The organism is Wolbachia endosymbiont (group A) of Chalcis sispes (genome assembly GCF_964026765.1).
Lineage (GTDB): Bacteria > Pseudomonadota > Alphaproteobacteria > Rickettsiales > Anaplasmataceae > Wolbachia > Wolbachia pipientis.
This window is the reverse complement of the sequence record NZ_OZ034697.1, coordinates 59,090-73,692: the sequence shown is the minus strand read 5'-3', so window position 1 is coordinate 73,692 and position 14,603 is coordinate 59,090. Positions and strand designations below refer to the sequence as shown.

Below are 14,603 nucleotides of genomic sequence, written 5' to 3'. Positions count from 1 at the left end.
TTAAGTTGGTAAGCATAAAAGTGGCTGATCTTATGTTAAAACACAACGTTCTTGATGAGATTACAGCAAGGCTGGGTTCCAGCGTCAGCTACTTGAATGACAGCAGTCCTACGTCATGCCGCCGCGGTATCTCTAGATCCCGCTAACACGTAGCGGGATGACGGTTGTCGTTTAGCCATAAATGTTTAAGAAATTTACCAAACGAAAAAAAAGGCAAAAGAAGCCCCGTGGTTGGCTAGTTACTTACATTATACTTTCAAGTATGGCGTTTTTTTATTCTAAACGTTTAATAACCGCGATTCATCTGCTTTTAAGCCGCAACTAATCTAAATTATAAACATTAAGAAATTTACTAAACAGAAAAAAAGGCAAAGAAAACCTAGGGTAGCTAATTACTCACTATCCATTTTTTAAGTTGGCGTTTTTTGATGTTTTAAATGCTTTATAAGCGCATTTTAGCTTGTATAGCTAGAAATTTGATAAAGACATAAGGTGCACATAGTGCAAAAAATTAAACATGAGACGCCAAATACGTTGAGTTTTTTTGTCATTTAATCTGTACAGAGAAGATAAATAAATAGCTTCAGTTTCATGATAAGGGGGCTGGCGAAGGGTGTCAAGTAAGTTTTTTCGTTTCTATTTCCAATAAAAGTTTGTATGCAATAACACAGAAGCATGCACTGCTATTCCTTCATTTCTTCCAATATAACCTAATTTCTCTGCAGTGGTTGCTTTGATATTTACAAATTCATCATCAATTTCTAATGCTTTTGATATGAATTTCTTCATTTCTACTTTGTAAGGCGATATTTTAGGCTCTTCACAAACTATAGTAATATCTAAATTAGACACGCTGTACCCTTTTTCTTTTGCTTTTTTAGCAGCAAAGTCAAGAAAGTGAGATGAATTGCAATCTTTCCATTCAGAGGAACTAGGAGGAAAGTGCTCTCCTATGTCGCCACATCCCAGTGCTCCGAGTATTGCATCAACGATTGCATGTATTGCAACATCACCATCAGAGTGCGCTTCTATTGCCATGTTGTGTTCAATTTTCACACCGCAAATTTTTATAAAGCTTTCAGCACCATTTTGAACTTTAATGAACTTATGTATATCATAACCGGCTCCGACACGAAATTTTGGCTCTTCAAAAAGGAGTTTTGCCATATTGATATCCTCTTTTGTGGTTAACTTAAAATTGCTTTTTTCACCTTTAATAATCACAACACGCTTTTTGTGCTCTATCATTAGCGATGAATCATCAGTAAATTCTTTGGTTGATTGGTGACATGATAATAGTTCTTTAAAGTTAAAAATTTGAGGAGTTTGTATGGCTCTGAGCTTTCCTCTTGAAATCGTAGATTCAATAAAACTATTACTCACCAATGACATAGTGTCTTCAACTTCTATTGCTGGAACTACTCCTGTATATTGATCATTAATCATAGATTCAACCAAGTTATCTATCAGAACATTTGACACACAAGGCCTACAAGCATCGTGTATAACTACAAAATCTGGGTTAACTTTTTGTAAGCTTTCAAGCCCTAGTTTAACTGAACTTTGCCTGTTTTCTCCTCCATATATTGGACTTAGTAATTTAGTGTCTGTAATTAGTGATATAGCTTTCTCATAGAAGTTTTCATGGTCTCTATTAATTGCTATTCTTATGTGATCTATATATTGGTTAGTCAGAAATCTTTTAATTGTATGAAATAAAACAGATTTACCTGCCAGTTTTATATATTGCTTAGGAATCGTAGAATTGCATCTACTGCCTACTCCCGCTGCAACTATTAATGCTGCTATTTTGTATTTCTTAGCGCACATATTTCTTTTTGTAGAAGCTTTCCTCTCTATCCAAGATTCTTTCCGAAAAATAAAATTTCTGACATCATATAAAAGTTACTTCCCCTATTAACTAGCATAATTATAATAGCAAAAGAGATATTTAGAGAGCTCAAAATCTATCTTTGCCTGCGGATTAAACAACTAAATTTTAGTAAAAAACGATAGTATTACAAATCGTAAAATACTTTCAACATAGGAAAAATAAATTGCATATTTTTCAGTAAATTAGCTATGCTAAACACATGCAAAAACGTCATATAACTATTTGTTTCATACTGCTTTTTATAATAGGGATGTTATTCCTGATGCGTACTATGATTTTTCCATGTTTAATATCTATTATTATTGCATATTTGTTTAATCCGCTAGTAATTAAGTTTGAAAAGTATAGAATACCACGTTCATGTTCTGTAATTTTTATAATACTTGTTTTATTAATAGCTTTTATACTAGTCATAACATTTGTTTTACCTATTATATATGTTCAAATTACTTCAATATTAAATTTCTTAGTGAGTAAAGTGCCTTCATTAGAGCTTAAAGTAATCCCCTCTGTATTAGAATTTCTTAATATAAAAATCGAGGATAGCTTATTTGATCACTTATCTAAAAATCTAGCAGAAAATTACAGCAACTATGTATCTTATTTCATGAATGCTCTTGATATTGCTAGTAACTTTGTAATCCAAGTGTTAAGTTCAAGCTTTAACACGGTATCATTAATGGTGATTACTCCTGTAGTGTTTTTCTATATATTACGTGATTGGCCTTTAATTATAGAAAAAGCTAATAAATTAATCCCTATTCCTTACAGGGGAAAAATTGCAGATTATTTTTTCAAAGTGGATTTCATTATATCTAATTATCTAAAGGGGCAGGTAAATGTATGTATTGTCATGATGGTCTTTTACTCTGTGAGCCTGAGCATAATCGGATTGGAACACTCTATTGTTATTGGAATTTTATCAGGAATGTTAACGTTCATACCTTACGTAGGGCCATTATTATATACCATTATTGGGTTTTTGAGCGCTATCACTCAATTTAGTGGATGGTTTGAAAGTGCTGCTGTTTTGCTATTATTTGGTGTTGGACAATTAATAGATTCAAATATATTAGTTCCTTTATTAATAGGAAAAAAAGTTCATATACATCCAACTGTAATTATTCTGGGAATTACTATATGCGCTTCATATTTTGGATTTACAGGTATATTACTTTTTATTCCAATAATAGCAATGTTCAATGTATCAGTAGAATATGCAATCAATAAATATTTTAAAAGTGAGCTTTATAAAAACGGCTAACAGACCTTTTGCATAATCAATTTATGGTAAGAGGAGAAATGAGCCTAGAATACCTGAGATATTTTAGGAGCGTAAGTAAATTTTTGCGCAAAAATTACTACCAGAAAGAGGTTACGTAAGAGGCTTAACGTGCAATTAAATTTATTTAACAACAATCAAGCTGATTATAGCCGGCAAAATTACATCATCTTAGATGAAAATAAGCACGTATATAATTCGGTAGTTAATGATTTATCTTGGAAATGTCTGATTCTTTTTGGACCTAAAAGCTCCGGTAAAACTCATCTTGCTCATATTTGGCAATCAATAAACGATGCAATCTTTATCAATGTGAATAACTTCGTAAGCGAGATTAGGTATAGCGATGCTTTTATTTTAGAAGACGTACAAAACATTAAAGATGAAGCAATGTTATTACATTGTTACAATTACATGAAAGAAAACGACAAGAGGCTGCTAATCACTTCTTCAATTTCACCAAAAAAGCTTAACTTCAAACTAAGAGATTTAAGTTCTCGAATATTATCAACTATCAGCGTAAAAATTTTGCCTGCAAGCGAGGAATTATTAAGAATTATGCTAATAAAACGATTTTCAGATAAACAGTTAAAAATTGATTTAAAAGTGATTAATTATATTTTAGCAAGAATAGAACGTTCTTTCTATAGCATTGATAAAATTATAGAAAAGATAGATAATGAATCTATAGGGTCAAATGTGACCGTTCCTTTTATTAGCACTTTATTAAAAAAAGATGCCATTTGATTCCTTCTTTTGTAAAGGTATATATTAAAAATTTATTAACACCCATAACACTAACGTAATTGGAATCTCTATCTGTCCATGTTAGAACCTGTTTAAAATCTTCGTAATAGGAGAGAAATGAAGGAAAGGACAATCATTTGCAAGCTGGTATTGAGTTTACGTTCGCAATTTTTCCATAGCCGTCTACACTTTTCTAACCAAGCAAAAGAACGCTCAACAACCCATCTCTTTGGCAATACAACAAAAGAATGTAATTCACTGCGCTTTATTACCTCAACAGTTGCACCAATAATATCTTTTATTTGGGTTGCAAAAATTTTTCCTGTGTAGCCTGCATCAACCAATATATTTTTGACTTCAGAAAGGGTATCTTTAGCATTTTCAACCATTCTTACAGCGCTACTACGATCAGTTACTTCTGCTGTTGTTACATAAATTGCATGTGGTAGACCTTGAGTATCAACTGCAATATGACGCTTTATGCCTGAAATCTTTTTACCTGCATCATAGCCCTTTTTTTCAGCAGTATCTGTGTTTTTAACACTTTGAGCATCAATTATACAGAAGCTAGTTTTCTCTTTCCGACCATTGTTGATACGGATCTCTCCAACCAATTTTTTTTTAAAACTAATTCCAACAAACTTGGTTCTTCTCCATTCTTTTTATTCCACATTTGAAAATAGTAATATACGCTTTCCCACCTTGGAAAATCTTTTGGCAACATTCTCCACTGGCAACCACTTTTTAGGACGTATAACACTGTACGAAATACATCATACAAATCAAGTTTTCTTGGTCTCGTTTTCTTCCTGCTACTCTCTAGTATTGGTCTGATTTTTTCAAATTGCTCTCGACTTATATCACTTGGATAATTTTTACGCATAGATATACCTCATTCTTAATCTACCACTATTTTACCTCATCTCTCCGAGATTTTAAACAGGTTCTTAGAATTATAATCAATGTTATGTTATAATAAATATAGATAGATACAGCTAAGAAGTATTCTATATTTATAGTAGAGCTCACTTTATAAGGTGTTTTTTATAGATTTAACGTTATAATTTAACTATGATAAGAGTAAGATTAAATTTAAGAAAAAGGTTAAAGCAAAAGTTTGTGATGTTCACTCTATTGATAAATGCTTTATTTGTCTCATATTTTCTCATAAGAAACACAGGGAACACTTCTAATCAAATTATAGCCAAAGAAATAAATATAGGAACTGATAATGAAAAATAAACATTCGCAAAATAAAAAAGAAAATCTTTACATAACATATTACATAGATGCTTTAGCTTCAGAGAGGTCCGCTGCACAAAATACTCTGGAAAGTTATCGTTCGGATTTACACCAGTTTGAAGAATTTTTATTGGAAAGCGGCACTACCTTGGTTGGTGTAAACAAAACCAATATTAAAGATTATGTGAAATCTTTATGTACACAAAAAAAATATAAAAGTAGCTCTATATCAAGAAAAATATCCGCTATGAAAAATTTTTACAAGTGTCTATTTAATGACGGAATAATAGATTTTAATCCAGCGCCGGCTAATGATGCTGAATTAAAGAATCCAAAAGTTTCTCGTCCTTTGCCTAAGTATTTAAGTGTCGAAGAAATATTTTTGCTAATGGACACAGTGAGAAAATCAGCAAGCGAATCGAATAAAGAGATAAGCAGTAAAAGGCTATGTGCGATTTTAGATATCCTTTACTCTTCTGGAATGCGTGTTTCTGAACTAATTAGTATGAAATTATGTGAAGTGTCACATTTAATAAACAGTAATAACAAAGAATGCTATATAATAATAAAAGGAAAAAGTGGTAGAGAGAGGCAAATTCTTTTTAATGAACAAGCATTGCAGAGCCTTAGAAATTATTTATCAGTTCGTGATAATCTGATCTCTAAAGAAAAGGAATCCGATTGGCTATTCCCAGGTGATAAACCTAATAAACCAATTACAAGGCAGAGGGTCGGTCAATTAATGAAGGAGTTGGCAAGAAAATGCAATATTGATGAAAATAAGATCTCTCCACACGTGATTAGGCATTCTTTTGCTACCCATCTACTAAATAGCGGAGCAAATATTGTGTTGATACAGAAAGTTCTTGGCCATACTAACCTTTCTACAACACAAATATATACTCATATTGCTAACGAAAAGTTAAAGGACAAATTAGCTGATTCGCATCCTATTACTCAGATGATCAATAATTAAATTTATTGTTTTTAATTTGTAATAAAGTTAAATTTAAATAAATTTATGTGAGTTTGTGATTTCAAGTTTATTGTTTAATTTCTTTCTTATATTATGGGAGGTATTCTATACTTTCATTACTCTCCCTGTAATTTTCTTTTCTGAGTGTGTAATAACCATTTTCCTCGTCTGTTCGGTGAGAGTTGTATTATTCATGCTGCGTTTATTATGTGGCATTAAATATGAAGTGAGGGGAATGGAAAACATCCCTAAGCAACCTTTTATCATTGCATCTAAACACCAATCTCCATTTGAAACATTTATTTTTATACTACTATTTAGAAAAGCGGTTTTTATTTTAAAACGTGAATTGAAATGGATTCCATTCATTGGTTTGCATCTTATAGCGCTGAAAATGATTTTTATTAACCGTTCAGATGGTATCAGTTCTATACGCCATATAATCAAACTAGCAAAAATGCGTATAAAAGAAAATAGAAGCATAATAATATTTCCTGAAGGTACAAGAACAACTATAAACCAAAATATAAAATATCAACCAGGTATTGCTGCTTTATATAGCGTATTATCTGTTCCTGTGTTACCGGTTGCTTTAAACACTGGTTTGTTTTGGCCAAAAAGCATACTTTCTCTGAGAAAGAATCCCGGAAAGGCAGTAATAGAAATATTGCCCCCAATATATCCTGGGTTAAACAAAAATGAATTCTTGCAAAGTTTAGAAAAAATTATTGAAGAGAGAAGCAGTAGATTAACCATAGGAAAAACTGATATTGCAAATTAACAAAAAAACTTTATAATTAAAAGAAAAGTACAGTATTTTAGGTATTAATATATGGCAAATCATAAGAGTGCTAAAAAAATGATAAAGGTAATAGCAAAGCGCACTTTAATAAATAAGATGCGGAAAAGTAAAACTCGCACCTCTATTAGAAAATTGGTTGATATAATCAAGTCTGGCGACAAAGAAAATGTTGTTCTGGCATTTCGGAATGCTGAATCTAATTTACACAAGTGTGTGAATAAAGGTGTTATTCATAGGAATACTGCTGCGCGTAAAATAAGTCGCTTAAATGCAAAAGTAAAAGCATTGATGACCGCTTAATACGGTTAATGTAAAGTTAACTGTATTAATATATACTCCTCAGTTTGTATATTCTGTATAAAATTTAAGTAGCTTAAGTGATGGATAAAAAAATGCTATTAGAACTAAGTAATGGATTAAAAATCGAGCTACCTGTATTAAGCGGAACAACAGGTCCTGATGTGTTAAATATCAAGGATTTATATAAGATGACAGGATTATTCACTTACGATCCAGGGTTTGTTTCTACAGCTTCATGCTCTTCTACAATTACATTCATTGATGGAGATGAAGGAGTTCTTAAATATAGGGGACATAATATAGCTGATTTGGCAGAGAATAATAATTTTACTGCTGTGATTTATTTATTGCTCTATGGTGAATTACCCAGTTCAGAGCAACACAAAAAATTTCTTCTCAAAATACAAAAATTATCCAAAGTATCAGAGCAAGTTACAAATGTAATCAAAGCATTTCCAAAGACTGCTCACCCTATGTCGATTTTAATTGCATGTTTTGCAAGTTTGTCAGCATCTTACCATGAAAAGCATGGCAACAATGTCAATGGTGAAGACCTAGATTTTGGAATTTCTGCAATAGCGCAAGTTTCCACAATTATTGCAATGATTTATAGGCATATCAACAATCAGGAATTCATAAATGCTAACAATGAATTAAGTTACAGTGAAAATTTCTTAAAGATGATATTTGGCGATGCTGTTGATAATGATAAAAGCGCCCTTTTTGCAAAAGCTCTGGATAAAATATTTACTCTCCATGCTGATCATGAACAGAATGCTTCTACGGCGGCTGTCAGATTGGTGGGATCGGCTGGTTCTAATCTGTTTGCAAGCCTCTCTGCAGGAGTTGCTACACTTTGGGGACCAGCACATGGTGGAGCTAATGAGGCAGTTATAAATATGCTAAAAGAGATAGAGCAAAGTGGAGATATAGATAAATTCATCGAAAAAGCTAAAGATGATAAAGATCCATTTAAATTGATGGGATTTGGACATCGTGTTTATAAAAATTATGATCCGCGCGCGCGTATATTGAAAGGCGCTTGCCATGAGGTTCTAAGTAAACTAGAACAAAATAATGAACTGCTTAAAATTGCAAAAAAACTTGAAGAAATAGCTTTAAAGGATGAATATTTTATTGTGCGTAAGTTATATCCAAATGTTGATTTTTACTCAGGTATAATAATGAATGCTATTGATATCCCCTCAAATATGTTCACGCCTATTTTTGCACTTGCAAGAACCACTGGTTGGGTTACTCAGTGGTATGAAATGATAAATGATAAAGAAACTAAGATCTGTAGACCAAGGCAACTCTATTTTGGTAAATAAATTTATTTTCACTTCATTAGACTTCTTGCATAACCCAAACTAAGTAGAAAAAAGGTGTCATCCGAGTAGCTGACACTGGTTCCTTTACGACGGAAGTGTCCAGAGGTGTCATTCCAGTCTGGAATCCAGAAAAAAGGATGGTGTCATTCCGTATCCGTTCAGCCAATGGCGTCAACTTAAGAACTTTCATTAGCAAACTCTCCTAAAGACATGATGGCGTTTAGGCTTATCTACTTTATTGCGGCTGTCCCGGTCGGATTTTAACTTTAGCGCGTATACTTAAAAAGGGCTTGAAAGTTTTTTGGCGCAATAAGTACCTGATAGAGTTTCTGCCTCATTACACCAAATAAAACTGAAAAATTTAAACGATACTCAGTAATTTGATCTGGGTTCCAAGGCTCTTGTGCATCACATATATGAAGCGATAATATATTGCACATGACCAAGTTTGCCCAAAATTCTTGTAATACAGCCTCTCCAGAAAAATTCTCTAACTCTGCTCCTACTTTGAGTCGTTTATAGCACTCCTCTATGTGCCACCTTAACACATAAGCTTTGCTCCAAAGTCTCGGTCAAAAACTCTGTTTCTCAGTTGGCTAATGTCAGCACTATAACTCTTACTTTCTGTCCTTTCATTTTATTTTTTAGCTTTTCATTTTCTAATATAAAATCAAAATCTAATTCGCCAGCGTTCCCATAGCTTACTATAATTTCTTTTTTGCAAGCAAAAAATAAAATCTACTTCCAAATCATAATGCTGCTGAATGAATTTTACTGAAGACGATCATAGATAAATAATAATTTCTCTTGATTTAATAAACGCATTTGAGTGATAACTTCGGGTAATTGCTCTGCCGCCAACGTTTGTTCACCTATATTCCAAGCTGCAAGACGAGCACTACAAATCAGCGAAGTACACAAATCAACAAACAAATTGCCAATGGTGCCTGTTGTTCCATTTGGTTCAAACTCGGATACAATTTCCCCAGAGCTGGGTAATCTCATACCAGAACCATCTGCTGCAATAAGTCTATAGCCTCTCCAACTCAGGTTCATCCTGATAGGCTGTTTGGATGCTTAAATTCTTGAAAGCCTGTATGGCAAATCTTATATCTTGCTTTAGAAAAAGCTTGCTTTGAGGGTACATGTCAATGGCTCCATAAGTTCACATTCTATTCCCAAACTTTTTTTAACTAACTTTAAAATCATAGAAAATACTGTCGAAAAAGGAAGTTTTCTTATTCGTGTAAAACTCAACACAATGGATTTTCTGAAAAGTTTTCGAGTATATTGCATTTTTAATTTGTAGAATAAGGTTTTTTCCTTTTTGCATGTTTCACCTAAAAAAGACACATTTTAAACTTTTTTGTTGCAATAAAATAGAAACAAAAGTGCTGTCCCTTGCACTCTTTGGATAATTTAATGATAAAAAATTTAGAGAGAAATTTTATACACTATCGCTGATATTTTTCCTTAAGTTGACGCCATTGCCTGAACGGATACAACTTAATTTTTAATCTGCAGGAGTCAAGTTGAGAATGTCCAATTTTCCACTTTCTTTATAGCATAACATACTTCAGCGCCTCTTGCTCCTCTTGAAGTCCAATGGGCTCACCACTTATGTGTAAATTAATCGTTAATGTTGTACACGTTCTTTTCTTTTTCTACTCTCTCTTGCTCTTCAATACAATATATAGCAAGCGGATTAGCTTTAAGTCTTTCGACTCCTATTTCTTCTCCTGTTCCATCGCAGTAACCATAAGTGCCTAATTTTATTTTTTCTAACGCCTCCTTAATTTTTTCTTTTCTATCTTTTCGACGCTTGATTAATTCCTCGTTTCCACTATCTTCATCAGAATAGTATGTATCAATACTATTATCTTCTAGTTCTTGTTTCTCTAACTCAGCGAGTATTGATTGTAACTTTAAGCTGAAGTATTCCAGTTGTTTTACGCTCATATATTCTTCATCTTCTGAAGGAGTGTAATCTTCTGGTGACTTTATTTTTGGTAACTTTTCCATAATTGCATTATCAAAAAAATAATAAAACCTATATAATTTATGAACAAAAAATTATACTACCTCAAAGTAAACACTATAATTTATAATAAACATTTAAAAGCCTAGTATGATCGACTCAGTAAAAAAATTAGTAATAGATGATAAGAACTTTACCTATATAGTATGTATTTTTATCATAATGTTAAGTTTATCTTCATTTACACTTAAAAACAACAATAAACAAGAAGTTATGTTAACATTAATATGGATATGTGCTACATTTGTTTTGCAGATTTCTACAAATAATTTGTTTACATCTGATTATCATGATGGAATATTAGAGCAAATCTTTGTACAGCCACTCTCTTCTAGGCTTATAGTTGCTTATAAAATTTTCGCTCACTGGTTATTATTTGGGTTACCGATTTCAGTAATTTCTTCCATATTCAGCTTTGCAATTCTAGGCAATAGTATTGAACACTCAATAGCAGTTGGAGTGTCTTTATTATTTAATACGCTGATAATCATTAATATTTCAGCTACTGGAAATGCATTGATGATTGGTCGAAACAACTTAGCATCAGGAGTATCGCAAATTCTTGTTTTGCCAATGATAATGCCAACCTTTGTGTATTTTAAAATGCTAACTCAATTTGAAAATTTATCCTTGAATATTTATACACTACTAATCACCATCTTAGTTTTTGTTATTTTGATTGTTAACAGCACCATAACTACTCACATGGCACTAAAATTTGCTGTGGAACAGGATTGAAAAATCTTACTGTTATTCAGTAGACTTCTTGCATAACCTAGAAAAAAGGCAAATAGTTATTATAGATTTAGGTTTATCGACAATTTGAAAAACCTTCATTCCAGCATCCTTCCCTGTCATCCAAGTAGCCCTTCGTTGTCATCCCAGTGTCAAAAACTGGGATAACAGCTAACCTGACAACCGTCATCCCGCTACTTGTTAGCGGCTAAGAGATACCGTGACAGTATGACGGTTCGCGGTGGCATGACGATAAGCCTCATCATCCCGCTACGTGTTAGCGCCGCGGCGGCATGACGAGAAAGGGGCTACTTGGATGATACCTTTTTTCTACTTAGTTTGGGTTATGCAAGAAGTCTATTCCTTCATAAGGAGAAGTAGTTAAAGGAATTTACTCTATTTCTCCCTCTTTTTTTATTATTTTTAATCTATAGTTAACGTAAAAGAGATATGCAAAAACTCTATTGATCCATAGTCTGCAAATTATTAATAACACTTACTTTAAAGAACCTCACTTTACGCTGATCTTTGAGCGCTCTTCTGTGGTATTTTGTAAGAGTATAACTTGTGAAATCGTCTTCCCTATAGATTAAAGAGTTACACTGCTTTATATGTGATGCTATCCACTCTGCATAGTCCTGATGATCGGTTGCAATGAATATTTCCCCTGTTATAAGTATTTTTTTTGCTAATAAATTTAAAAATTCCGTATTAATTAATCGTCTTTTATTGTGACTTCTTTTTGGCCATGGATCTGGAAAGAGAATAAAGAATCTTTCAACACTGTTATCAGGAAAATTTGCAATCAATTCTCTTGCATCTTCTGTCCACATTAAAATATTTTTTATGTTCTGTATTTCTATGTTTGTTAGCAAGCGAGAAACCCCCTTTAAGTAGGGCTCACATCCTATAAATAATAGATCAGGTTCATTGAGCACCTGGTAAAGCATATTTTCACCGTTGCCAAAGCCTATTTCTACCCATATTCTTTTTTGTGAATTTACAATTTTCTCTATAGATTCCTTGCTGTTTTGAATAGAATATTTTTCCAATATTTCATCAACATCAGGTTTTAGCCTGGACCTTCTGGAGAACGATCTAATCCACTTGCTATTCTTAAATAGCATATTCTTGATACATATATAATTTTCTCACTATATTTTATATAGCTTAAACAATTCTCGAAATGAGTTAATGAAAAATTACTTGTCAATAATTGTTAATATTATATAATATATGAGTTCTAATAAAGTTTAAGTTAAAGGTATGAATAATAATAATCCAGTCGTAAATCTACCGGTTACTATCAGAAAGCTATCATCAAACAAATTTATAGAAGAGATATGTCAAGGCCAATTTGAGGATCAAGATAATACCTTGTTTGAAGATTCTTTTGTTAACAAAATTAAAGAAGGAGATGTGGTAGAAGGTGTAATTACAAGAATAAACCCTAACGACGTTGTGGTTGATATTGGTTTAAAATCTGACGGGAGAATTCTGATCAAGGAACTCGGTTGTAATGATGAGGTCATTATTGGCTCGAAAATCAGAGTTTATGTGGAAAGAATTGAAGATTATCATGGTAATGTTGTTCTTAGTCGTGAAAAAGCAATTAGGGACGAAAAATGGAATAAGTTGAAAGAAGATACAGTTACAAGGGCTGAAGTAAGCGGAGTTATTAAACGCTCAATTAAATGTGGCTTTATTGTTGATCTTGGTGACGGAATAAGCGCTTTTTTACCGCTGAGTCATGTGGATTTGAAGCAAGTAAAAGATGCGAAGCACCTTATTGAAACTGAACAAAAGTTCATCGTGCTTAAAATGGATAAGAAGCAGGGCAATATTGTAGTATCAAGAAAGCTGGTGTTAGAAAAATTGCACGCTGGTGAAAAAATTAAATTTTTAGAATCTTTAAATGAAGGCGATATAATAGAAGGGAAAATAAAAAGTATCACTCATTACGGTGTATTTGTCGGTATTCATGAATCAGATGTAGTGGGAGTTATAGATGGATTGTTACATATTACAGATATCTCTTGGAGTAGGGTAAGTCATCCGTCTGCAGTTTTTACTTGTGGTCAGACTATAAAAGTTAAAATTATAAAAATAGATAAGGAAAATGCTAAAATTTCCTTGGGTGTGAAGCAGCTAGAAGATAGCCCTTGGCAAGATGCAGAGTCAAAATATCCAGTTGATAGTGTGCATAAGGGTTATGTAACAAGCATAGAAGATTATGGATTATTTGTTGAGCTTAGACCTGGAATTGAAGGTTTAGTGCACTCGTCAGAAATAACTTGGGTTAAGAGTAATTTACCAGTTAGTAGTCTCGTAACAAGGGGACAAGAAGTATATGTAAAAATTCTCAGTATTGACATTGCTAAGAGTAGGATGAGTTTAAGCATGAAAAGGTGTGTAGACAACCCTTGGCAAGTATTTATCAATAAATATCCTCCTGGTTCTATTGTTTCTGGTGAAGTGAAGAATAATACCGGCTCATATGTATCTGTTGCTTTCGGTGATTCTGAAATAGATGAGAACGTAGAAGGGACAATATATGTGAAAGATTTTAGTTGGTCTAAAAATGGTTCAGATGAGATAAAGAAGTATAATGTAGGTGATAAAATAGAAGCAAAAGTAATAAGGGCTAACGTGAATCGGGCAAGAATTTATCTTGGAATAAAACAAATAGAGTATGATCCTCTTGAAGAACTGATAAAGAAAGTTAAGGTAGGTGATAAAATACAGGTTATTGTAGGTAAGAGAGAAGATAATGGACTAGTCGTTGAAGTTGAGAACGATGTAACCCTTCTAATAGATCAAGAGCATTTACCAGAGAATAAAAAATTCTCTATATCAGAAAAAATAGAAGTTGAAGTATTGGGTGTTGAAGAATATAACATAGCATTATCTGCTAAGTGATAAGGTTTACTTATTTTGGCTTCATATAAATGGCAACAAAGTCTGATATAATAGCGAGGGTAGCAAAAAGACATCCTTTTTTAGATAAGATTGTTATAGCAGCTATAGTTGATAGATTTTTTGGGATACTTTCAAGCACATTGAAACATCATAATAGAGTTGAAATTAGGGGGTTTGGTTCTTTTTCAGTTAGAAGTTATAACTTGAAAGAAACAAGCCATTTAATGTTACAGAAGTTTACAAAGAATCAATACTTTAAAACATATTTTCGTAGCAGTAAAAAATTATCTGATTTGATAAATGAATAAAAATTTATACCATAAATAAGATGAAAGTA

The 14,603-nt window shown here is 32.6% G+C and carries 14 protein-coding genes and 1 pseudogene; 10 read left to right on the top strand and 5 right to left on the bottom strand.

Features of this window, described 5'->3' with window-relative positions:
* Nucleotides 1-636: 636 nt before the first annotated feature.
* The gene (locus AAGD72_RS00360) at nucleotides 637-1,830 is read right to left on the bottom strand and encodes a bifunctional 2-C-methyl-D-erythritol 4-phosphate cytidylyltransferase/2-C-methyl-D-erythritol 2,4-cyclodiphosphate synthase (RefSeq protein WP_341814852.1); all 1,194 of its coding nucleotides are present in this window, start codon (nucleotides 1,828-1,830) and stop codon (nucleotides 637-639) included.
* 263 nt (nucleotides 1,831-2,093) lie between these two features.
* On the opposite strand from AAGD72_RS00360, the gene AAGD72_RS00355 reads away from it, so the two are divergent.
* Nucleotides 2,094-3,158, top strand: a complete 1,065-nt coding sequence (locus AAGD72_RS00355; RefSeq protein WP_341814851.1) for an AI-2E family transporter — start codon at nucleotides 2,094-2,096, stop codon at nucleotides 3,156-3,158.
* A 129-nt stretch (nucleotides 3,159-3,287) separates the two neighbouring features.
* Complete coding sequence (locus tag AAGD72_RS00350) at nucleotides 3,288-3,923, top strand: DnaA ATPase domain-containing protein (protein WP_006280257.1); 636 nt, start codon at nucleotides 3,288-3,290, stop codon at nucleotides 3,921-3,923.
* Between the two features lie 92 nt (nucleotides 3,924-4,015).
* On the opposite strand, the gene AAGD72_RS00345 is transcribed toward AAGD72_RS00350, so the two are convergent.
* Nucleotides 4,016-4,806 (bottom strand): IS5 family transposase gene (locus AAGD72_RS00345; RefSeq protein WP_410529947.1). Its coding sequence is split into 2 segments (ribosomal slippage): nucleotides 4,016-4,534 and nucleotides 4,537-4,806, totalling 789 coding nucleotides; the frame shifts between segments, so codons are not numbered across the junction.
* 188 nt (nucleotides 4,807-4,994) lie between these two features.
* Here AAGD72_RS00345 and AAGD72_RS00340 point away from each other — a divergent pair.
* The 5 genes from AAGD72_RS00340 to AAGD72_RS00320 all read left to right on the top strand — a co-directional run bounded on the left by AAGD72_RS00340 (nucleotide 4,995) and on the right by AAGD72_RS00320 (nucleotide 8,574).
* Nucleotides 4,995-5,165, top strand: coding sequence for a hypothetical protein (locus tag AAGD72_RS00340; RefSeq protein WP_007549057.1), 171 nt, complete (start codon nucleotides 4,995-4,997; stop codon nucleotides 5,163-5,165).
* A complete protein-coding gene (locus AAGD72_RS00335; protein ID WP_341814850.1) occupies nucleotides 5,155-6,141 on the top strand; it encodes a tyrosine recombinase in 987 nt (328 codons plus the stop codon). Before AAGD72_RS00340 ends, AAGD72_RS00335 begins: the two co-directional genes overlap by 11 nt.
* 193 nt (nucleotides 6,142-6,334) lie before the next feature.
* Entirely contained in the window at nucleotides 6,335-6,922 is a 588-nt protein-coding gene (locus AAGD72_RS00330; RefSeq protein ID WP_010081980.1) for a lysophospholipid acyltransferase family protein, read from the top strand.
* A 51-nt stretch (nucleotides 6,923-6,973) separates the two neighbouring features.
* Nucleotides 6,974-7,243 (top strand): 30S ribosomal protein S20, encoded by a 270-nt coding sequence (gene rpsT, locus AAGD72_RS00325; protein ID WP_012673338.1) that lies wholly within the window; start codon nucleotides 6,974-6,976, stop codon nucleotides 7,241-7,243.
* A gap of 80 nt (nucleotides 7,244-7,323) precedes the next feature.
* Nucleotides 7,324-8,574: a citrate synthase gene (locus tag AAGD72_RS00320; protein WP_341814849.1), complete on the top strand. Its 1,251-nt coding sequence runs from the start codon at nucleotides 7,324-7,326 to the stop codon at nucleotides 8,572-8,574.
* 189 nt (nucleotides 8,575-8,763) lie between these two features.
* Here AAGD72_RS00320 and AAGD72_RS00315 read toward each other — a convergent pair.
* Nucleotides 8,764-9,907, bottom strand: a pseudogene (locus AAGD72_RS00315) (transposase).
* A 296-nt stretch (nucleotides 9,908-10,203) separates the two neighbouring features.
* On the bottom strand, nucleotides 10,204-10,596 hold the full coding sequence (locus tag AAGD72_RS00310; RefSeq protein ID WP_010963040.1) for a TraR/DksA family transcriptional regulator: 393 nt from the start codon (nucleotides 10,594-10,596) through the stop codon (nucleotides 10,204-10,206).
* 106 nt (nucleotides 10,597-10,702) lie between these two features.
* Here AAGD72_RS00310 and AAGD72_RS00305 point away from each other — a divergent pair, with 106 nt between their 5' ends.
* Nucleotides 10,703-11,350, top strand: a complete 648-nt coding sequence (locus AAGD72_RS00305) for a heme exporter protein CcmB (RefSeq protein WP_341814848.1) — start codon at nucleotides 10,703-10,705, stop codon at nucleotides 11,348-11,350.
* A gap of 458 nt (nucleotides 11,351-11,808) precedes the next feature.
* On the opposite strand, the gene trmB is transcribed toward AAGD72_RS00305, so the two are convergent.
* Nucleotides 11,809-12,474, bottom strand: a complete 666-nt coding sequence (gene trmB, locus AAGD72_RS00300; RefSeq protein ID WP_012673367.1) for a tRNA (guanosine(46)-N7)-methyltransferase TrmB — start codon at nucleotides 12,472-12,474, stop codon at nucleotides 11,809-11,811.
* 139 nt (nucleotides 12,475-12,613) lie between these two features.
* Here trmB and AAGD72_RS00295 point away from each other — a divergent pair, with 139 nt between their 5' ends.
* Entirely contained in the window at nucleotides 12,614-14,266 is a 1,653-nt protein-coding gene (locus AAGD72_RS00295) for a 30S ribosomal protein S1 (RefSeq protein WP_341814847.1), read from the top strand.
* Nucleotides 14,267-14,295: 29 nt separating this feature from the next.
* Complete coding sequence (locus AAGD72_RS00290; protein WP_010963035.1) at nucleotides 14,296-14,574, top strand: HU family DNA-binding protein; 279 nt, start codon at nucleotides 14,296-14,298, stop codon at nucleotides 14,572-14,574.
* Nucleotides 14,575-14,603 lie beyond the last annotated feature (29 nt).

What these genes read in the sequence shown, in the direction of transcription:
- rpsT (WP_012673338.1), top strand. Translation starts at nt 6,974, where the DNA reads ATGGCAAATCATAAGAGTGCTAAAAAAATGATAAAGGTAATAGCAAAG.
- AAGD72_RS00305 (WP_341814848.1), top strand. Translation starts at nt 10,703, where the DNA reads ATGATCGACTCAGTAAAAAAATTAGTAATAGATGATAAGAACTTTACC.
- AAGD72_RS00290 (WP_010963035.1), top strand. Translation starts at nt 14,296, where the DNA reads ATGGCAACAAAGTCTGATATAATAGCGAGGGTAGCAAAAAGACATCCT.
- AAGD72_RS00340 (WP_007549057.1), top strand. Translation starts at nt 4,995, where the DNA reads ATGATAAGAGTAAGATTAAATTTAAGAAAAAGGTTAAAGCAAAAGTTT.
- trmB (WP_012673367.1), bottom strand. Translation starts at nt 12,474, where the DNA reads ATGCTATTTAAGAATAGCAAGTGGATTAGATCGTTCTCCAGAAGGTCC.
- AAGD72_RS00360 (WP_341814852.1), bottom strand. Translation starts at nt 1,830, where the DNA reads ATGTGCGCTAAGAAATACAAAATAGCAGCATTAATAGTTGCAGCGGGA.
- AAGD72_RS00330 (WP_010081980.1), top strand. Translation starts at nt 6,335, where the DNA reads ATGCTGCGTTTATTATGTGGCATTAAATATGAAGTGAGGGGAATGGAA.
- AAGD72_RS00310 (WP_010963040.1), bottom strand. Translation starts at nt 10,596, where the DNA reads ATGGAAAAGTTACCAAAAATAAAGTCACCAGAAGATTACACTCCTTCA.
- AAGD72_RS00335 (WP_341814850.1), top strand. Translation starts at nt 5,155, where the DNA reads ATGAAAAATAAACATTCGCAAAATAAAAAAGAAAATCTTTACATAACA.
- AAGD72_RS00320 (WP_341814849.1), top strand. Translation starts at nt 7,324, where the DNA reads ATGGATAAAAAAATGCTATTAGAACTAAGTAATGGATTAAAAATCGAG.
- AAGD72_RS00295 (WP_341814847.1), top strand. Translation starts at nt 12,614, where the DNA reads ATGAATAATAATAATCCAGTCGTAAATCTACCGGTTACTATCAGAAAG.
- AAGD72_RS00355 (WP_341814851.1), top strand. Translation starts at nt 2,094, where the DNA reads ATGCAAAAACGTCATATAACTATTTGTTTCATACTGCTTTTTATAATA.